At 66.2% G+C, this 18515-nt stretch carries 17 protein-coding genes and 1 pseudogene; 10 read left to right on the plus strand and 8 right to left on the minus strand.

Annotated features, from left to right (window positions below; genetic code table 11):
- Positions 1-32 precede the first annotated feature (32 nt).
- On the plus strand, positions 33-245 hold the full coding sequence (locus tag KRR38_RS14140; RefSeq protein ID WP_217402496.1) for a hypothetical protein: 213 nt from the start codon (positions 33-35) through the stop codon (positions 243-245).
- Positions 246-283: 38 nt separating this feature from the next.
- Here the strand turns inward: KRR38_RS14140 and KRR38_RS14145 are convergent, their stop codons facing one another.
- From KRR38_RS14145 to KRR38_RS14160, 4 genes are all read right to left on the minus strand, one after another.
- On the minus strand, positions 284-2041 hold the full coding sequence (locus KRR38_RS14145; protein ID WP_217402498.1) for a methyl-accepting chemotaxis protein: 1758 nt from the start codon (positions 2039-2041) through the stop codon (positions 284-286).
- A 144-nt stretch (positions 2042-2185) separates the two neighbouring features.
- The gene (locus tag KRR38_RS14150; protein WP_217402499.1) at positions 2186-4009 is read right to left on the minus strand and encodes a bifunctional diguanylate cyclase/phosphodiesterase; all 1824 of its coding nucleotides are present in this window, start codon (positions 4007-4009) and stop codon (positions 2186-2188) included.
- A gap of 12 nt (positions 4010-4021) precedes the next feature.
- On the minus strand, positions 4022-4690 hold the full coding sequence (locus tag KRR38_RS14155; protein WP_217402500.1) for a PilZ domain-containing protein: 669 nt from the start codon (positions 4688-4690) through the stop codon (positions 4022-4024).
- Positions 4691-4924: 234 nt separating this feature from the next.
- Positions 4925-5950, minus strand: a complete 1026-nt coding sequence (locus tag KRR38_RS14160; RefSeq protein ID WP_217402501.1) for a chemotaxis protein CheB — start codon at positions 5948-5950, stop codon at positions 4925-4927.
- 970 nt (positions 5951-6920) lie between these two features.
- Between KRR38_RS14160 and KRR38_RS36110 the strand changes: the two are divergent.
- The 9 genes and pseudogenes from KRR38_RS36110 to KRR38_RS14205 all read left to right on the plus strand — a co-directional run.
- Positions 6921-7262 (plus strand): annotated as a pseudogene (locus KRR38_RS36110) (methyl-accepting chemotaxis protein); the annotation flags it as partial.
- A 346-nt stretch (positions 7263-7608) separates the two neighbouring features.
- Entirely contained in the window at positions 7609-7869 is a 261-nt protein-coding gene (locus tag KRR38_RS14170; RefSeq protein ID WP_217402502.1) for an STAS domain-containing protein, read from the plus strand.
- A complete protein-coding gene (locus KRR38_RS14175; RefSeq protein WP_217402503.1) occupies positions 7866-10160 on the plus strand; it encodes a chemotaxis protein CheA in 2295 nt (764 codons plus the stop codon). Before KRR38_RS14170 ends, KRR38_RS14175 begins: the two co-directional genes overlap by 4 nt.
- Entirely contained in the window at positions 10157-11038 is an 882-nt protein-coding gene (locus KRR38_RS14180) for a protein-glutamate O-methyltransferase CheR (RefSeq protein ID WP_309141048.1), read from the plus strand. The genes KRR38_RS14175 and KRR38_RS14180 overlap by 4 nt, the downstream gene beginning before the upstream one ends.
- Positions 11035-12078 (plus strand): chemotaxis response regulator protein-glutamate methylesterase, encoded by a 1044-nt coding sequence (locus KRR38_RS14185; protein WP_217402504.1) that lies wholly within the window; start codon positions 11035-11037, stop codon positions 12076-12078. Before KRR38_RS14180 ends, KRR38_RS14185 begins: the two co-directional genes overlap by 4 nt.
- Before the next feature lie 5 nt (positions 12079-12083).
- Positions 12084-12641, plus strand: coding sequence for a chemotaxis protein CheD (locus KRR38_RS14190; protein WP_217407274.1), 558 nt, complete (start codon positions 12084-12086; stop codon positions 12639-12641).
- A 21-nt stretch (positions 12642-12662) separates the two neighbouring features.
- Positions 12663-13034, plus strand: a complete 372-nt coding sequence (locus tag KRR38_RS14195; protein WP_217402506.1) for a response regulator — start codon at positions 12663-12665, stop codon at positions 13032-13034.
- Positions 13035-13049: 15 nt separating this feature from the next.
- Complete coding sequence (locus tag KRR38_RS14200; protein ID WP_217402508.1) at positions 13050-13496, plus strand: chemotaxis protein CheW; 447 nt, start codon at positions 13050-13052, stop codon at positions 13494-13496.
- Complete coding sequence (locus KRR38_RS14205; RefSeq protein ID WP_217402511.1) at positions 13493-13798, plus strand: hypothetical protein; 306 nt, start codon at positions 13493-13495, stop codon at positions 13796-13798. The genes KRR38_RS14200 and KRR38_RS14205 overlap by 4 nt, the downstream gene beginning before the upstream one ends.
- Before the next feature lie 100 nt (positions 13799-13898).
- On the opposite strand, the gene KRR38_RS14210 is transcribed toward KRR38_RS14205, so the two are convergent.
- From KRR38_RS14210 to KRR38_RS14220, 4 genes are all read right to left on the minus strand, one after another.
- Positions 13899-14522 (minus strand): response regulator transcription factor, encoded by a 624-nt coding sequence (locus KRR38_RS14210; RefSeq protein WP_217402513.1) that lies wholly within the window; start codon positions 14520-14522, stop codon positions 13899-13901.
- Positions 14523-14845: 323 nt separating this feature from the next.
- Positions 14846-16972 carry a PQQ-binding-like beta-propeller repeat protein gene (locus KRR38_RS14215; RefSeq protein ID WP_309141191.1) on the minus strand — a complete coding sequence of 709 codons (2127 nt, stop codon included), beginning with the start codon at positions 16970-16972 and terminating at the stop codon, positions 14846-14848.
- Positions 16854-17267, minus strand: coding sequence for a hypothetical protein (locus KRR38_RS36115; RefSeq protein WP_254514799.1), 414 nt, complete (start codon positions 17265-17267; stop codon positions 16854-16856). The genes KRR38_RS14215 and KRR38_RS36115 overlap by 119 nt, the downstream gene beginning before the upstream one ends.
- A gap of 113 nt (positions 17268-17380) precedes the next feature.
- Positions 17381-18448: a nitronate monooxygenase family protein gene (locus tag KRR38_RS14220; protein ID WP_217402515.1), complete on the minus strand. Its 1068-nt coding sequence runs from the start codon at positions 18446-18448 to the stop codon at positions 17381-17383.
- Between the last annotated feature and the right edge of the window lie 67 nt (positions 18449-18515).

Raw genomic sequence — 18515 nt, forward strand, 5'->3', positions numbered from 1 at the left:
CGCCAGTCTGACGAGGTGCAAGAAAGTTGCACATGATCCGCAATAGTCTCCTGTTCTCGCTCATCGCCTGCTCCGCATTCGTGCCGGTGGCCGTCTCGGCCGCACCTGCGGAGCGTTCGGTTTCGGCGCCGACGGTCAGCGCTCTGTGTGGTGTCCGCGCTTACGAGCGGCGCACCCAGGGGGGCACGCTGTCGCCTCGGCAGCGCGAACGGTGCAAGCTGGCGGGTACCCGGACTCAGCGCTGATCAGAGCGCTTTCCCGGTTGTGACCGAATATCCAGGCGTCAGGCGGCCAGGCCGAAGCCGGCACCCTTCGCTGCGAAACTTGATCGTGCCCCGCCCAACTTGAACGTCTCGATCTGGCTCGAAACGCTCTGGGTCGAGCTCTTCACCTGCCGCGTGGTCGCGGTCAGCTCTTCGGCCAGCGCGGCGTTCTGCTGCGTGATCTGGTCAAGCGAGCGCGCGCTGCGGTCGATGTCCTTTAGCGAGTTGGCCTGATCGCTGGCATTGCCCGAGACGGCGTCCATCACTTCGGCGATACCGTTGACCTTCCCGACGACGCATTGCAGCAGTTCGCCGGCTTCGCGCACCAGCTTGACGCCGATCTCGACCTGGCCGGTGCTGTTGCCGATCAGCGTCTTGATCTCGTTGGCGGCATCGGCCGAGCGCTGGGCCAGCGCGCGCACTTCGTTGGCGACGACGGCAAAGCCCTTGCCGGCTTCGCCTGCGCGCGCCGCCTCGACCCCGGCATTTAGCGCCAGCAGGTTGGTCTGGAACGAGATGCCGTCGATCACGCCGACGATGTTGCCGATGTCGCGCGAGGCGGCCTCGATCTTGTCCATCGCGTCGACCGCCTTTGAGATCACCTGGCCGCCATGCGAGACCTCGGTGTTGATTTCGGAGACCGAGACGCGCGCCGAGTCCACGGTTTCCGCGGTGCCCAGCACTTCGGAGGTGACCGTCGCGATCGATGCCGCCATCTCTTCGATATTGGCGGCTTGCTGCTCGTTGCGGCGGGCGAGGTCCTGCGATGCGGCGCTGATCTCCTCGGACGAGCTCAGCAGTTCTCCGGCGGAATCCTTGATGCTGCCGAGCACGTCGCCGAGCTGGCCTACCGCGGTGTTGAAGTCTTCCTTCAGCCGGCGGAACGAGCCTTGGAGTTCCTGGTCGATGCTCGCAGTGAGATCGCCCTGGGCCAGCTCCGAAAGCGCCGAGCCGACGGTCGCGACTATCCGTTCCTCGAGCTGGACGCGGACGTTGTCGGCGTCCTTCAGCTGATCTCGCAGGAAGAGGGCGGACTGCGCCAGCTGGCCGAATTCGTCGCCCTTGTCGGCGTGGCGAATGATCACGTCGCGTTCGCCGGCCGCCATCGCCTTGAGGTCGCTGGACACGTCGAGTGTTGGCTTGAGCACGCTCTTGAGGAACACCCACATGACCATGACGATGACAGCCGTGACCAGCACCCAGCACAGCGAGACGACGATCCGCGCGATGTTCGAGATTGTCTCGGCCCGCTTGCTGATCAGGGCGCTGTAAGCTTCGATCTCGTCGGAGACCTTCGACAGACTGCCCTCGAGGCGCGAGAAGGTCTGCTCGGCGACGTGGAGATTCTCGATCGAGACCGGCTCGCCGGCCATGCCCTGCTGGGCAATCTTCTCGGCCGCTGCGAAGTAGGCCTCGGCATCGGGCTTGGCGGCGAGGATCGCGGCATGGACCTTGGGCGCGCCCTGATAGGCGGCGGTCTTGTCGATCTTCTCGCGGAACTCGCCGACACTTTCGCGCAGCGTCGTCGCGACTTCCTTGGCGTCCAGCGTATGCGTAGTGCCCGCCACGATGATGCCGCGCATATTGCCCATGATATTGTCATGGAGCATGTCGGATTCCATGTGATTGCGCAGCAGGTTCTGCGACCGCTGCACCTCGTCCAGCGCCGCCCGCTCCTGCCCCAGGCAGTAAAGGTTGGCCGCAAACCAGATCACGCTTGCCGCGATCAGAATGCCAAACGCCAGCCGGGCCTTGAAAACCAAAGATGATTTGGACATGCCCATCCCCAAATGAAACAGCGTTCCGAAAGCCAACTCTCGGCTATCTATTCACACATCCGTTTATATGGGAATTTTACTTAAAATATTGAAAATTAATTAACTAGAAAACTATGGTAGTTATACCTGGTTATTACTATAACATTAATCCGCAAGACCAAATTCGATCGCAATCGGAGGCTTCGATTGCAGTATCGCTTCGATGCCGCGCGGGGGAATTGCTTTCGCGATCAGGAAACCCTGGATCCGATCGCAGTCCAGCGACTCGAGGACCCTGGCCTGCTCCGGTGACTCGACGCCCTCGGCCGTGACCGACTTGCCCAGGCTGTGCGCCAGCGCGATCACATTGCCGACGATGGCACGGTCGGCGCGATCGTCGACGATCGCGCGAATGAAGCCCTTGTCGATCTTCACTATATCGATCGGCAGGTCGCGCAGATGGCGCAGCGATGCGAAACCGGTACCGAAATCGTCGAAAGCGATCGACACGCCGGCCGCGTGCAGCCGATTGATCTCCACGCGCGCGCAGCCGCCGCCGCGACCGACCAGCACGTCCTCGTTGATCTCGACGCAAATGTCGCTCGGTGCCATGGCCTCGTTGGCGATCGCCGCCAGGATCGTGTCGACGAAGCGCCGCGAGCGGAAGTCGCCGAGCGTCGCGTTGACCGCAATCGATGCGAAGCGGGTGTCCGCGGCGCGCCATTCGCGGATCTGGCCGATCACTTCGCGCAGGACATAGCCGCCCACCTGCGCCGCGAGGTGCTCGTCGGTAAGGGCTTCGATGAATTGGGGCGGCCGGATCAGGCCGAGCTCGGGATGGTTCCACCGCAGCAGCGCTTCCATCGCCATCGGGGCGTCCCCGCGCAGCGGGACTATGGGCTGGTAATGGACCACGAATTCACCGATGCGCAGGCCGCGCTCGAAGGCATCGCGCAGTTCTGCGCGGCGCTGAATATCCTCGTGCATCGCGTCGTCGAACAGCTCGACGCGCCCCCGCCCATTGGCCTTTGCCTCGTACAGCGCGATCTCGGCATTCCTGAGCAGTTCGGCGCGACATGCCCCACCGGCGGGCACCATGACGGCGCCCATGCTGGCCGACAGCACCCGCTCGGTTTCCCCGGCCTGCAATGGCGCGGCGAAGGCCTCGACGATGCCGTCGACGCGCAGGCGGATATCGGCCTCGGAAGCGCAGTCGCGCAGGATCAAGCCGAATTCGTCACCGCCCAGCCGAGCGATCTCGTCGCCGGGACGCATCGTCGTGCGCAACCGCGCGGCAAACTCGCGCAGCAGCCGATTGCCGGCGCGGTAGCCCAGGCTGTCGTTGATCTCGCGGAAATGGTCGATGTCGAGGATACCAACCGCCACCCGCCCGGTTGCCGCCTCGATCCCGGTAGCTATGGCCGTGACATCGCGAACGAAGCTCTGCAGGTTTGGCAGATCGGTCAGCCCATCGGTCGTCGCATGCAATTGCAAGCGTTCCTCCGCCTGCTTCCGTGCCGTGATGTCGAAGCGGATCGCCATGAAGCGCTCGATTCGACCGCCTTGGCGGCGATGCGGCACGATGGTCGTGTCGACCCAATAGAGATCGCCGCTCTTCGCGCGGTTGCAGATCTCGCCGTGCCAGACTCGCCCGCAAGCGAGTTCCGCGAGCATCTGCTGGAAGAAGGCGCGGTCGTGCAGCCCGGATCGGAGCATGCGGTGATGGGACCCGACGAGTTCGCCGCGCGCATAACCCGAAACTTCGCAGAATCGGTCGTTGACCGACAGGATCGTACCGGCGCCATCGGTGATCTCGACGATCGCCGCCTCGTCCAGCGCCTCCTTATAGAACGCGGCGAGGTCCGCCGCCATCGAAGCCGGCATCGCCTCCGCTTCGAGCGCCCGGCAATCCTCGGGTCCGGACGGCCGGGCGAGCCGATCGATCCGGGAGGCAATCTCGGGAAAGTCCTCGCGAAAATTCAGCTTCATTGGAAACCGTCCTCAGACGGCCCGCAGTTGCGGAGGCGGAGGAGCGGCATCACGGGGGACAGCCATCGGTCGGCTATCGCTGACCTGATAGAGCCATTGCTGGAAATGGCGCAGCGGGAGCGGCGCTTCGAAACGCATGCCGATGCTGCCGCCGCGCTGCCAGCGCAGGACGCCGCCCAGCGTGCCGAGCCCGTCGATCCGCAACATGGCATGGGCGTTCTTCGGCAGGACCACCGCTTGCGCCGTGGCCACCTGCACGCCCGAAAGCGAGATGTTGCGCGTGGTCGTCGGCCAGGTGCGGCCGTTGCACTCAAGCGCCGCATCGACGACGCGATCGAAGCGCGGCGGGCGGATGCGGTCGACGACGTCTTCGGCATTGCTCGTGCGCAGTGCCTCGGCGATTTCGATCGGGCGATCGAGCTGGACGCCGGTCATGCCGTCCTTCGACCAGCGCACGCGCCCCTGCATCGGATTGCCCGACTGGATCTCGATGAAGATCGCCTCATCGACCGGCAGACTCAGCCGCGTTTCGATCATGACGCCTTCGGTCGAGATGTTGCGGATCAAGCCCAGGTCGTCGGCGCGCGCGCAACCGATGCGCGCTGCCTTGAATACCGTCATGACGCGCTGGCCGGCCCGGTTATCGGGGCGGTCGCCGGGGAGATTTTCAGGCGGCGTCATGAGACTACGCATCCGTCAATCGAGTATTTCGGTTCAATCATCGCTGAATCGCCCTAGCCAGGTTCATGCTTAATGACTGACAGAATCAAATTGAGCGCAGTATAAGTCTGCGGCGCGTGGGTTTGCTATATCGCGTTAAGCAAAACGATACGTTTAGGTATATTTGAAATTAACTATGCCGTAATGCGAGAAGGGCGCGTAAAACGCGCCCTTCGTTTCGCATATCAGGTTCGGTCAGGCCTTGTTGCAGCAAGCCAGCGCCGCCACGGCCAGTTCTTCGGCCGGCAGTTCGCGTTCGGCCGCATTCAGTGCGACCGCGGCCTCCGGCGATTCCGCGACGACCGCGCTGGTGCGTTCCTGCACGAAGGTATTGGAGCCGGCATCGCGCAGCAGCTTGAGGCCCTTGGCCCCGTCGCTGCCCATGCCCGAAAGCACCGCGCCCACCGCGGGGATGCCCGCGCGGGCGATCGTGCCGAACAGCAGGTTGGCCGAGGGCCGCACGCCTTCGATCGGATCGCGCGGCAGCAGGCGCAGCTTCGGCGGGTTGCCTGGCTCCAGCACGACATGCGCGTTGGGATCGGCGGCGATATGGACGACGCCTTCCTCAAGCGAGCAGCCGTCGGTCACGGCCCGGACCGAGCACTTCAGATCCTTGTTCAGTCGGCTGAGGAAGGTCGCGACGACTTCGGGTTCGTTCTGCAGGACGACGACGGTCGCCGGGCATTTCTCGGGATAGCCGGCGAGCAGGTCGGTCAGCGCCTCGATGCCGCCCATCGACGCGCTGAACGCGGCGATGCGGCCATTCCAGGCAAAGTTGGTCGTGGCCTGAACCTCAACCTTCTTCTTCTTTTCCTTGACGTTGCTGTTGGCCGCGGCGAGCACGATCTTGCCGAGCTTGCCGACGGTCTTGGCGAACTGTTCGGGGGTAGCCTTCAGCGGCTTGGGAAAGCACTCGACGGCGCCGAGCTCATAGGCCTTGAGCGAAATCTCGGTCCCGGCCTGGGTCAGCGACGACAGCATGACCACCGGCATCGGCGCGTTGGTCATGATCTCCTCGAGGAAGTCGATCCCGTTCATACCCGGCATCTCGACGTCGAGCGTGATGACGTTCGGGCGCAATGCCTTGATCTGGTCGCGCGCTTCGTTGGCGCTGGCCGCGGTGCCGACGACCTGCACGTTCCTCGCCTGGTCGAGAAGGTCGGAAAACAGAGCGCGCATGGCCGCCGAGTCATCAACCACAAGGACGCGTGCGTCATTCATAAACCGTATCTAACCTCCGCTGAGCGTCCCGGAATCGCCGGGCTATCAAGCTCTCTAGCGGAGCAAGTCATAGTAAACGGCTGATACAGAATCGTAGATATACGAGGTTCTGGCTAAGCCCCGAATTCATCGCTGATGGTTAATTCCAGCCCTCCAAGGTCGCCGCCGTCTGCGGATTCGACCCAGTCCGATTTTACGCGCTGTTGGAGGCCTAATGCTGAACTGGTTTGAGAAGGATGCGCCTATCCGCGCCAAGTTCAGGGTACTTTTGGGGACTCATACTGCACTTGCGGGTGTCGGCGTGACCACGACGGTTCTGGCTGGCGGCAGCCCGACGCTGATCGTTACCGCGGGCGTGGCGATGATCGCCACTGCCTGCGTCGCGATGATCGCCTCCTCGCGGATCACCGATCCTTACGTTAACACGGTCGTGCGCATGGAGGCCCTGGCAGCCGGGGACACCTCGAGCCCGATAAACCATACCGATCACAAGGACTGCATCGGCCGGATGACCCGGGCGATGGATGCGTTCCGCAACAATTCCACTGCGCTCGACGGCAGCAAGATCGCCGAAAGGCATATCGTCGACGCGCTCAGCTCGGGCCTCAAGAAGCTCTCGCAGAACCAGCTCGACTTCCAGATCAACGAAGCCTTCACCGGCGTCTACGACGAGCTGCGCAAGGACTTCAACGCCGCGGTCACCTCGCTGGCGACGACGATCCGCTCGGTCCGTGCCTCGGCCGCGAGCGTGCACAACGGCGCAACCGAGATCCGCTCGGCCTCCGACGACCTCGCCAATCGCAACGAGCGCCAGGCGGCCAACCTCGAGGAAGCCGCTTCGGCGATGAACCAGGTGACCGACAACATCAAGCTGACCGCGGAGCGCGCCACGGTGGTGCAGCGCACGGTGGTGAACACGCACCAAGAAGCCACCGAAGGCGGCCAGGTCGTCGCCCGCGCGACCACGGCTATGGGCGCGATCGAAAAGTCGGCCCAGGAAATCGGCCAGATCATCAGCGTCATCGATTCCATCGCCTTCCAGACCAACCTCCTCGCGCTCAACGCGGGCGTCGAAGCGGCGCGCGCCGGCGATGCCGGCAAGGGCTTCGCGGTCGTCGCCAACGAAGTGCGCGCTCTCGCGCAGCGCTCGGCCGACGCTGCCAAGGACATCAAAGAACTGATCACTGCCTCGACCCGCCAGGTCGAGAACGGCGTGACCCTGGTCGCCGAGACCGGCACGCTGCTCGAGAAGATCCTCTCCAGCATCGGCGAGATCAGCGGTGCGATGAAGGACATCGCCGAGAATGCCAGCGCGCAGTCGGTCAATCTTCAGCAGATCAACACGACGGTCGGCGAAATGGACCGGATGACCCAGCAGAACGCGGCCATGGTCGAACAGTCGACCGCCGCCTCGCGCAGCCTGGCCGACGAGGCCAACGAGCTGACCGCGCTGGTCACGCGCTTCGCCACCGGCGAAGCTGCCGGCCACGCGCCGCGCGCCGCCGCGCCGCTGCCGCTACCTCGTGCCGCGGCGCCGGCCCCCGCGCCGCGGCCCCTATTCCGCAGGTCCAGGGTAATCTCGCCATCAAGCCGGCCGCCGTCGAAGCATTCGACGACTGGTCCGAGTTCTGAAGTCGATCGGCGAAAGGGCCTGATCCATGTCTTCCATTTCCCTTCCCGCACGCTGCGACCGTGCCACGGTCGAATCGCTGCTTCCAGAATTCGTCGCCGCAGTGGGTGGCGGCCCGGTCCGCGTCGACGGCACCCAGGTGACCCACGCCGGCCAGGCGCTGCTGCAGCTTCTCGTGAGCGCCCGCCGCAGCATCGACGGCATCGTGATCGAGGGCTCGCCCGCGCTGCGCGACGCCGCCGCCCTGACCGGGCTGGCCGATGAACTCTTCGAGGAGGGACGCGCATGACCGCCGAGGAAATCCAGCAGATCTTCTTCGTCGAATGCGAAGAATCGCTCGCCGCAGCCGAAGCCGGCCTCGCCGCCTGCAAGGACGGCACGCAGGACGACGATACGGTCAACGCGATCTTCCGCGCGGTCCACTCGATCAAGGGCGGCGCCGGCGCTTTCGGCTTCGCGGCGCTCCAGGCCTATACCCACACCTTCGAGACGCTGCTGTCCGACGTGCGTGACGGTACCGTCGCGGTCGAGCCGCTGGTCGACCTGCTGCTCCGCGCGCTCGACACGCTGAGCGACCATGTCAACTCCGCGCGCGACGGCGGTGCGGCGCCCGACGACGTCGTCCTGCTACAGGAACTGACCGCAGCCCAGGCGGCCAATGCCGGCGCAGCGCCCGCTGCTGCCGAGCCCGCGCCCGCGCCGATCGTCGAAGCGCCCGAGCCCGAGCCGGTAGCGGCCCCCGCAGCTGCGGCCGACGAGGAGATCGATCCCGACTTCGGCGATGCCTTCGACGAGCTCGACCTCGACGCCATGTTCAGCGACATGCCGAGCACCGAACCTCAGGCAGAGGAACCGGCCGAGGAAAAGGTCGAAGCCAAGGCCGATGAAGGCACGCTATTCGTCCACCTGCGTCCACACGCCGGCGCTATGCTCAACGGCGGCGAGCCGCTGCTGCTACTGCGCGAGATCGTCGGTCTCGGCGGCCAGGTCGTCCACTGCGACGTCGAGAAGCTGCCGCCGCTCGACACGCTCGATCCCATGCAGGGCTACCTCGGCTGGACCTTCAAGCTGCCCGGCAGCGTGACCGAAGCCACGGTGCGCGAGATCTTCGATTTCGTCGGCGACGACGTCGGCATCGTGTTCGGCGAGGAGGCCGAGATGCCGCCGACGGCGATCGCCGTCCCGGCTCCTGCCCAGCCCGCGCCGGCGCCCGTTGCGGCCCCTGCCCCCGTCGCGACACCGGCTCCTGCGCCGCCCCCCGTCGTAGCTGCTCCGGCAGCTCCCGCTCCCGTGGCCGCGGCTCCGGTCGCGACGACCCCAGCCCCGGCGCCCGCGCCGGCTCCCGCCGCCGCCCCTGCGGCCGCCGCGCCGGCCAATGCAGCGGCCGCTGCCGCTGCCGCTGCTGCCGGCGCCTCGATCCGCATCGACCTTGCCAAGCTCGACCGTCTGATCGACTCGGTGGGTGAGCTCGTCATTGCCCAGGCGATGATGGCCCAGCGCCTGTCGAACGAAGGCGTCACGGCCAACGAGGAGCTGACGCTGCTCGAATCGCTGACGCGCGACATCCAGGAAAGCGCGATGTCGATCCGCGCGCAGCCGATCGGCACCGTGTTCAGCCGCGTGCCGCGTATCCTGCGCGAGCTCGCCTCGTCGACCGGCAAGCATGTCCGCCTCGAACTGATCGGTGAAGCGACCGAGCTCGACAAGACGGTCATCGAGCGCCTCGGCGAGCCGCTGACCCACCTGATCCGCAACGCCGTCGACCACGGCATCGAGAACGCCGACAAGCGCCTCGCCGCGGGCAAGGAAGCCGACGGCACCCTGACGCTTTCTGCCGAGCACCGCTCGGGCCGCATCCTCATCAAGATCGCCGACGACGGCGCCGGCATCAACCGCGAGCGCGTCTTCGCCAAGGCGGTCGAAAAGGGCCTGCTCTCGCCCGACGCGCAGCTCTCGCCGGAAGAAATCGACAACCTCATCTTCGCGCCGGGCTTCTCCACCGCCGCGACGATCACCAGCGTTTCGGGACGCGGCGTCGGCATGGACGTCGTCCGCCAGAACGTGAAGGACCTCGGCGGGCGCATCACCATCGAGTCCGAAGAGGGCAAGGGCACGACCTTCACTCTTACCCTGCCGCTCACGCTCGCCATTTCCGACGGCATGATCGTCAGCGTCGGCGAGGAATCGATGGTCGTGCCGCTGGCCCACGTCGTCGAGTGCCTGCGGCCCAAGGACGGCGAGCTCCAGGGCCTGGGCTCGCGCCAGATGTTCAACATGCGCGGGCGCTTCATCCCGGTCATTTCGGTCCGCGACGCGCTCAAGGCGCGCGGCCAGTCGCGTGGCCCTGACCACGGCGTGCTGATCGTCGTCGACACCGAGGCAGCGGGCCAGGCCGCGCTGCTGGTCGACGACATCTGCGACCAGCGCCAGTTCGTCATCAAGAGCCTCGACACGCACTTCCGCGCGGTCGACGGCGTGGCAGGCGCGACGATCCTCGGCGATGGCCAGGTCGCGCTCATCCTCGACGTCGACGGCCTCGTCGGCGGCGCGATGGTCGAGCCCGAAAGGCAGGCCGCGTGAGCAGCAAAGCCGCTCTGGCTGCCGCTCTTAGCGAGCCGATGCCGGGGATCAGCCCCGACATCTACGGTCCGGCCGACTTTCGCGCCGTTGCCGACCTGGCCTATGCCAGCGCCGGCATCGTGCTCGAGGACGGCAAGGCCATGCTCGTCTATTCGCGCTGGGCGCCGCTCGTGCGCGAGAGCGGCTGCGGCACGTTCTCGGCCTATATCGACTATATCAAGAACAACCCGGCCGAGCAGACGCGCGCGGTCGGGGCGCTGACGACCAACCACACCTTCTTCTACCGCGAGCCGCATCATTTCGAGCATCTCGCGCACACCTCGCGTCCGCCGCTGGTTCACCGGCTACAGAACGGCGGCGGCGTGCGCGTCTGGTCGGCCGGCTGCTCGAGCGGCGAGGAGACCTGGTCGATCGTGACAACGATGCTCGGCGAGGATGCCGCGCTCGGCCGTCGGCTGGCCGCCGCGGACCTGCGCTTCCTGGCCAGCGACATCGCCCAGCATGCGCTGAAGAAGGCCGCCGCCGCGACCTATGCCACGACCGACATCGAGGCCGTCCCGGCCGCACTGCGCAAGGCCTGGACGCGCACTTCGGGCGATATGACGACGCTTTCGGATACGGCCCGCGAGCTCGTCCGCTTCAACACGCTCAACCTGCATGGCGCCTGGCCGATGCGCGGGCAGTTCGACATCATATTCTGTCGGAACGTCATGATCTATTTCGACAATCCAACCAAGGAGCGGCTGATTTCCCGCTTCGCGGAGGCCCTGGTTCCCGGCGGCTTCCTCTACATCGGCCACAGCGAACGCGTCACCGGCCCCGCCGCCGCGCAGCTGCAGCCGGTTGGCCCCACCATCTATCAGAGGAGCGCGGCATGACCATTCGGGTGCTGATCGTAGACGATTCCCCCACCATGCGCGCGATCCTCGCCGCGTGTCTTTCGGCCGAACCCGACATCCAGGTCGTCGGTGCCGCGGGCAATGCCGCCGAGGGCCGCGAACTGATGAAGGTGCACAATCCCGATGTCGTGACGCTCGACATCGAGATGCCCGGTATGAACGGACTCGACTTCCTCGAGAAGATCATGGCGCTGCGCCCGACGCCGGTCATCATCGTCTCCGGCTCGACCCAGCAGGGTGCGGAAGTCACCGCGCGCGCGCTGACGCTCGGCGCGATCGACTGCTATGCCAAGGCCGATCTCGACGCCGCGCTGCAGACCGGCAGCCGGACCAAGCTGGGCGACATGATCCGCACGGCGGCGCAAGTGAAGTTCGAGCGCCGAGCGCCCGGCACCCCCAGCCCGGCCGCCACCACCGCGGTCCGCACCGGCTCGGCGATCCGCGCGCATCGGCCCGACATCATCGCCATCGGATCTTCCACCGGCGGCGTCGAGGCGCTGCAGACCATGCTCGCGAGCTTCCCGGCCGACTGCCCGCCGACGGTGATCGTCCAGCACGTCAACCCGCGCTTTGCTCCGGCGATCGCCAAGACCCTGGACCTCGCCTCGCCGGCCACGGTCGTGTTGGCCGAACCCGACATGCCGCTGAAGCCAGGCCACGCCTATCTGGCCCCGGGCGACGACCGCCACCTGACGATCGGCGGCGCCCCGGGCAAGTTCTATACCCGGCTGCGCCCGGGCAACCCGGTCTCGGGCCATCTGCCCAGCGTCGACATGCTGTTTGGCTCGGTCGCCCAGGTCGCCGGACCGCGCGCCGTCGGGGCGCTGCTGACTGGCATGGGCAGCGACGGCGCCCGCGGTCTGCTCGCCATGGCCCAGGCCGGCGCACACACGATCGCCCAGGACGAAGCCACCTGCACCGTCTTCGGCATGCCACGCGCAGCCATCTCGCTCGGCGCGGCCCAGATCATCGCGCCGATCGGCGAGATCGCCCAGTACGCCCTCGGGAAGGCCGCATGAACGCAATGACGTCCTTAAGCGACAAGCCGCGTTCACCAAGCGATGCGATCCGCGTCACGGTGATGCAGGGTGATGTCCGCGTCAGCACCGACCCCAGGGTCGAGCTTGGCACTGTGCTGGGCAGCTGCGTGGCGGCGTGCCTGTTCGATCCGATCGCCGGCGTGGGCGGGATGAACCACTTCCTGCTCGCCGAACCGCCTGCGAGCCAGGGCGGCGGGGTTGACGTCCACTACGGCGTCTACCTGATGGAAATGCTGATCAACGACATGCTGGCCTGGGGCGCGATGAAGACGCGCATGAAGGCGCATCTCTATGGCGGCGCGAACCTGCGCACGGGAATGAAGGCGATCGGCACGGCCAATGCCGAATTCGCCCGCTCGTTCCTCGAGCGCGAGCGGATCTCGCTGATGCGGCACGATCTGGGCGGCACCGGCGCCCGGCGCGTCGATTTCCGGCCCGCGCAGGGCCAGGTGCGTTGCCGCACCGTCGATGCGCAGCTGGCGCCGCAGGAACAGGCGGTCGCAAGGCCGCAGGTCTCCAACGGCGACGTCGAACTTTTCTGATTTGAAGCGAGGGCAATGACAATGACCGAGACGACACGAATACTCACAGTGGATGACAGCGCGAGTATGCGCGCGCTGCTCAACCACGCATTGAGCAACAACGGCTTCGACGTGGTCCAGGCAGAGGACGGCATCGAGGCTTTAGAGTGGCTTGCCACCAACGAGGCCGATGTCGTCATCACCGACATCAACATGCCCCGACTGGACGGCTTCGGGCTCATCGAGCGCCTGCGCGGCGGCAGCCGTCACCGCGACCGACCGATCCTGGTGCTCACCACCGAAAGCTCGGACGAGAAGAAGGCCCGCGCGCGCCAGGCGGGTGCGACCGGCTGGATCGTCAAGCCGTTCGACACCGAAAAGCTGATCGCGGCCGTCCGCCGCGTCTCCCACTAAGAAGGACAACAGGCCATGCACCGTGAACTGATCACCTTCGAAGTCGCGGACCAGATGTTCGGCATCGACATCATGGCTATCCGCGAGATCCGCGCCTGGTCGCCGACCGCGCGCCTGCCGCGCGTGCCGGCCTATGTCGCCGGCGTGGTCAACCTGCGCGGCACCGTGCTTCCCGTGGTCGATCTCGCCGCCCGCCTCGGCTGGGAAGCCACCGAAGCGACGCCGCGTCATGCAATCATCGTCACCCAGTACGCAGGTCAGGCGCGCGGGCTGATCGTCGATTCGGTCAGCGACATCGTCACCGTGCCGGCCGACGCGCTCCAGCCGCCCCCGCAGATGGCGCAGGACGGCGTCGTGCCTTTCCTCGAAGGCCTGGCCGCGATCGACGATCACATGGTCATGGTCCTCAACCTGCAGGCGCTCAACGCCGACTCCGAAGACCTGATGGCGCAAGCGGCATGATCGAGAAACGTCACCCCTGGCCCAAGAACGACCCGCACCTGCAGGCCGTCTCCGAAGTGCTGCTGGACCTCAGTCTCGACATCGAGAACATGGGCGCCACGCTCTGCACCGATCCGGACTTTGTCGAAAAGCATGTCCAGCAACTGCAGTTGATCGACCTGATCGCGCAGAAGCAGCGCTCGCTCGCGACGCTGCTGCGCGCGGACTGCCCCAAGAGCGCCGTGTCGAACATCTGCCTCGACGACCTGCGCGCGCAAATGAAGGAACTGGTTGCCGGCGGCGGCCGCTGGGAACAGATCTGACGGGAAAGCGCCGGGCGTGCCCTCGCACCGGCGCTGACTCGCAACAAAAAAGGCCGGCGGGGAAATACCCCGCCGGCCTTTTTATTGTTTGCCGAGGCCCTCAGGCGGCGTCGAGCACCTGCGGTTCGAACGACGGCAGCGAGGCTTCGATCGCCAGGCGGATCGCTTCGGCGCTGTGGCGCGCACCGATCTTGCTGAGCAGGTTGGCACGGTGCAGCTCGACCGTGCGCGGGCTGATCGACAGATGCTTGCCGATCAGGCGATTGCTCAGGCCTTCGACCATGCCGGCCAGTATCTCGCGCTCGCGCTTCGACAGCTTCTCGATCCGGCTCAGCGCCATGGTCTTGCGCGAGCCGGCGGCGATCGCCGCGCCCGAGCGGGTGCCGGCATTGTGGATCGCCTTGATCAGCGCATCGCCGTCGCCGGGCCAGTTGGCATAGCCGATGGCGCCGCCGAGCACTGCCTCGACGATCCGCGTCGGCTCCGGATTCTCGGAGAAGGCCACGACGGGCAGCCAGGTGTGGCGGCTGGCGATCTCGTGCATCAGCGCGGCGACCGCATTGTCCTCGTCATGGATGAGGATGACGCCTGACTTGGGCCAGCAGCGGATGAACTCGTCGATGTTCTCGAACGGCTCGGCGAAAGTGCCGTGGTTGTTGAGGTAGTAGGACAGCGATGCGCGGCGCTTCACGTCCTGGTCGATGGTGAAAACAAGATCATACATGGGCGAAATCACATCTTCTCGATCGGATACAAGACGGTAGCGGCAGCGGGTACGGCAACGAATCGACCGAAGGTCGACCGCGACGCGCGCAGCCAAAGCTCACACCCCACGAGAATGCCCACAAAACATAGACTTAAAAACATACGGTCGCCCTATCCCCGCATTGCCATACCACCGCGAGCCGGTACTCGCGCGATAAGGACAACTACTAGATAGGGATTCTACGTGCTTCACAATCGGCGACAAAGGGTTGCCGATTGATGACAAATCGCCTGGGCGAACTACCGGCCACGGGGCCTTTCAAGGCGCCGTGGCCGGCAATGTCAGAACCCCTTGGTGCCGGTGATCGGGAAGGTGCCGAACGGCCCGTTGGAGTTGTCACCGACGAGCTTGCCGTCCTTCACCGCGAGGTCGTAGCTGACGGTGATCGGCATCGGCATGCTGGCCTTGCCCGAGAACTTGGCACGGCCGTTCTCGACCTTGCCCGCAACGTCGACCGTCCCCTGATCGGCGGTGACCTTGCCGGTCAGGTTCTCGCCATTGGCGGTGAGTTCCAGCACGGCCTTGGTCGCGCCGACGGGCGACTGGATGACGACGTTCCACTTGCCGGCGAAATTCGCCGCCTTGGCGTTCGACCCGCCGGCGGCCGCCCTGGCCGCCTGCATGGCAGCGCGCTCGGCGGTGTAGGTGCTGGCCCGCGTGCGCAGGTAGAAGCGGATCGTCTCCAGATCGGCATCGGGCATCTCGCCGAACTGCGGCATGCCGTTCATCTTGAGCCCGCCTTCCTTGACGATCGCACGGAAGGCCGCTGCATCGGTGATGACCGGTGAGACACGCAGGTCTGGCGCAGCACCGGCGGCGACCGCGTTCCAGCCGTGGCAGACCATGCACGAGCGCGTGCCGAACAGCATGGCACCGGCCGTGGCGCGGACCTGATCGGGCTTGAACTCGGGGTCGGCCGGGGGCTGCGGCGGGGTCCAGTCGAGCTTGGGCAGGCTGTCGGTGCCGCCGATGGCGAAAGTCAGCACGCGGCGCGGCAGGTGATAGTCGGTGTTGAGGTCCTGGTTGCCCAGGGTCTGCATGCCCGCACCCTGCCCGCCGGCACCTGTGATCACCGTGACGTACTGCTTGCCGTTCATCCGGTAGGTGATCGGCGCGCCGACGATCGGCGCCTGTGCGTCGAACGACCAAACCTCTGCGCCGGTCTTGGCGTCATAAGCGACGAACTTGCCGTCCATGCGGCCCTGGAAGACCAGGCCCCCGGCGCTGGTCATAACGCCCGCGGGCCAGGAACCTGGTAGTTCCTTCTGCCAGGCCAGTTTCTGGGTCACCGGGTTCCAGGCGCGCAGCCAAGCGTGGGCGCCTTCCTTGAGGCTGGCTTCTGGGATCAGGGTCACGCCCATGCGGCCCGAGAAGCCCTTGTCGCCCGGCGCCGCATCGCCGATCACCGCGCCCTGCTCGATGACGGGGATGTAAACGAGCCCGGTCAGCGGGCTGTAGGCTTGGGGCTGCCAGCTATGCGCGCCCGTCGGCCCGGGCCACATCTCGAACAGACCGGGCTTGCCGGCATAGCGGATGCCGGGGTTCTCGACCGGGCGATGGGTCTTCTTGTCGATGTGATCGGCCCAGGTGACCTTGGCGATCTTCTCGGCCGAGATGAATTCGCCGGTCTTGCGGTCGAGCACGTAGAAGAAGCCGTTCTTCGGCGCCTGCATCAGCACCTTGCGCGGCTTGCCGTCGATCGTCAGCTCAGCCAGCGTCATGTCGGTGGTCGCCGTGCAGTCCCACTGCTCGGCCGGGCAGACCTGGTAGTGCCAGACATATTCGCCCGTATCGGCCTTCACCGCCACGACCGAGGAGAGGAACAGGTTGTCGCCGCCGCCGGGGCTGCGCAGCCGCTGGTTGTAGGGGAAGCCGTTGCCGACGCCGAGGTAGATCAGGTTCAGCTCGGGATCGTAGGAGAAGGCGTTCCACATCGTGCCGCCACCGCCGCGGCGTGTGCCGTCGGGGTTGAGCCAGCCGCTCGGCCAGGTCTTGCGCATGACCTGCTCGGCCTTGGTCATGTTGGGGCCGTCCTCGCCCCCCGGCACGGTGTTGAAGCGCCAGACGCGCTTGCCGGTCTTCTGGTCATAGGCAGTGACGTAACCCACCAGCGGGCTGATGTCGGCGCCCCCGTGGCCGACGATCACCTTGCCGGCGAAGGCGCGCGGCGCCCCGTTCATCGTGCGCGGCTCGTCGGTGCCGTAGTCCTGAACCTTCCAGAGCTCCTTGCCGGTCTTGGCATCGAGCGCGATCACGTAGCCGTCGCTGGTGCCGAGGAACACGCGGCCGTCATCGTAGGCAATGCCCTTGTTGCCCCACGACAGGTCCATCGGCGAGGTCGCGCGGGCGCGGGTACCGCCGTCGTATTCCCACAGCTGCTTGCCGCTGACCGCATCGAGCGCGCGGATGTGCGAATGGCCCGTGGTCAGGGAAAACCTTGCCTTCGGCCTCCAGCGGGGTCGAGGGCGTGAAGCCGGGCTCGAGGTCGAAGTGCCAGGCGAGCTTCAGGTCGGCGACATTGCCGGTGCCGATCTCGTCGAGCGGTGAATAGTGGGTTTCGTGCCCGGTGCGGCCCCAGCTCGGCCATTCGTCACCGTTGGCGACCATGCTGGCTTCGATCGGCTGCGCGGCCTTGTTGCAACCGGCGAGCAGCAGCGCCGAACAAGCCAGCGCCAGGAAATTGCGCACGAAAGCTGATTGCACCCCAAAACCCCCTCGATCTCGCACGGCAGTCCGCCGGCGCCCACCTCTATGATGGCGCGTCGCTGATGCGATACACGTTGGCTCACTGTCAACCAGGCGATGAGGTCTTTGCCCTAGGAGGCACGCACCGCTGCCAGCTCACGCTTGAGTTCGGCAATCAACTCGGCGGTGGGCAGCGAACGGGCGAGCGGAGCCCCCTGCCCCGCCCATTGCGCACCAAACCTGCCATCTCCCGCCGCCCGCGCCGCAGCGATGAGCGCTTTGCCCGCATCATAGACGATGGGGTAGTCGGGTTGAGTCAGCCCGGCCAGTTCGGCCTGCGCCAGCGCGGTAAAGCCGTTCGGCAGGCACCGTGCGGGCCTGCCGGAGATTACCTTGGTGAACTCCGTGGCAAAGGCGGCCTGGCTGCGCAGCGCGCCACGATAGGCATCATCGGCGGCCGATTCCGCGCAAGCGACGAACGCGGTGCCGAGCTGCGCGGCCGCGGCACCGAGCGCCAGGGCCGAAGCGATGCCGGCGCCGTCCATGATCCCGCCCGCCGCAATGATGGGAAGATCGATCCGGCTGACCAGCAGGCGGGTCAAGGCCAGCGTGCCGAGTTCCGCATCGGGAGCGGCAGGATCGAACATGCCGCGGTGCCCGCCCGCCTCGATCCCTTGCGCGACGATCGCGTCGATGCCGGCGGCGGCGGCAGCTTGGGCTTCGGCGAGATTGGTCGCGGTCGATAGCAGGACGATGCCCGCCGCTTTCAGCCGCACGATCACGTCGTCCGAGGGCAGGCCGAAGTGAAAGCTGACGACCGGCGGCCGCGCTTCGAGCAGCAGTTCCTGCATCGCCGTGTCGGTCAGGAAGCTTTTGTAGATCTCACCGATCGCCGCGGGCGGCTCGACGCCGAAGCGGTGGAACACCGGGCGCAGCGCCTCCAGCCAGGCGCGCTCGCGCACCGGGTCCGGCGTCGCCGGGCAGTGGCAGAACACGTTGACGTTGAACGGCCCGTCGGTCGCCGCGCGGACGTCGACAATCGCCTTGCAGACGGCGGCAGCATCCATCGCGGCGACGCCGATCGATCCCAGCGCGCCGGCATTGGTGGCCGCTGCGGCCATGGCCGGGGTCGAAGTCCCGGCCATCGGCGCCTGGATGATCGGCAGCCTGACGCCGAGACGGTCGAGCAACGGGTTCATCGAGGCAGCCTCCCGGTACAGGGTCCGTCTCGCCCATATGGTGCGTCTCGACGATCCCCGCCAGCGC

The sequence above is a fragment of the Novosphingobium sp. G106 genome (genome assembly GCF_019075875.1).
Taxonomy (GTDB): domain Bacteria; phylum Pseudomonadota; class Alphaproteobacteria; order Sphingomonadales; family Sphingomonadaceae; genus Novosphingobium.

What these genes read in the sequence shown, in the direction of transcription:
- KRR38_RS14140 (WP_217402496.1), top strand. Translation starts at nt 33, where the DNA reads ATGATCCGCAATAGTCTCCTGTTCTCGCTCATCGCCTGCTCCGCATTC.
- KRR38_RS14145 (WP_217402498.1), bottom strand. Translation starts at nt 2,041, where the DNA reads ATGTCCAAATCATCTTTGGTTTTCAAGGCCCGGCTGGCGTTTGGCATT.
- KRR38_RS14150 (WP_217402499.1), bottom strand. Translation starts at nt 4,009, where the DNA reads ATGAAGCTGAATTTTCGCGAGGACTTTCCCGAGATTGCCTCCCGGATC.
- KRR38_RS14155 (WP_217402500.1), bottom strand. Translation starts at nt 4,690, where the DNA reads ATGACGCCGCCTGAAAATCTCCCCGGCGACCGCCCCGATAACCGGGCC.
- KRR38_RS14160 (WP_217402501.1), bottom strand. Translation starts at nt 5,950, where the DNA reads ATGAATGACGCACGCGTCCTTGTGGTTGATGACTCGGCGGCCATGCGC.
- KRR38_RS14170 (WP_217402502.1), top strand. Translation starts at nt 7,609, where the DNA reads ATGTCTTCCATTTCCCTTCCCGCACGCTGCGACCGTGCCACGGTCGAA.
- KRR38_RS14175 (WP_217402503.1), top strand. Translation starts at nt 7,866, where the DNA reads ATGACCGCCGAGGAAATCCAGCAGATCTTCTTCGTCGAATGCGAAGAA.
- KRR38_RS14185 (WP_217402504.1), top strand. Translation starts at nt 11,035, where the DNA reads ATGACCATTCGGGTGCTGATCGTAGACGATTCCCCCACCATGCGCGCG.
- KRR38_RS14190 (WP_217407274.1), top strand. Translation starts at nt 12,084, where the DNA reads ATGACGTCCTTAAGCGACAAGCCGCGTTCACCAAGCGATGCGATCCGC.
- KRR38_RS14195 (WP_217402506.1), top strand. Translation starts at nt 12,663, where the DNA reads ATGACCGAGACGACACGAATACTCACAGTGGATGACAGCGCGAGTATG.
- KRR38_RS14200 (WP_217402508.1), top strand. Translation starts at nt 13,050, where the DNA reads ATGCACCGTGAACTGATCACCTTCGAAGTCGCGGACCAGATGTTCGGC.
- KRR38_RS14205 (WP_217402511.1), top strand. Translation starts at nt 13,493, where the DNA reads ATGATCGAGAAACGTCACCCCTGGCCCAAGAACGACCCGCACCTGCAG.
- KRR38_RS14210 (WP_217402513.1), bottom strand. Translation starts at nt 14,522, where the DNA reads ATGTATGATCTTGTTTTCACCATCGACCAGGACGTGAAGCGCCGCGCA.
- KRR38_RS14220 (WP_217402515.1), bottom strand. Translation starts at nt 18,448, where the DNA reads ATGAACCCGTTGCTCGACCGTCTCGGCGTCAGGCTGCCGATCATCCAG.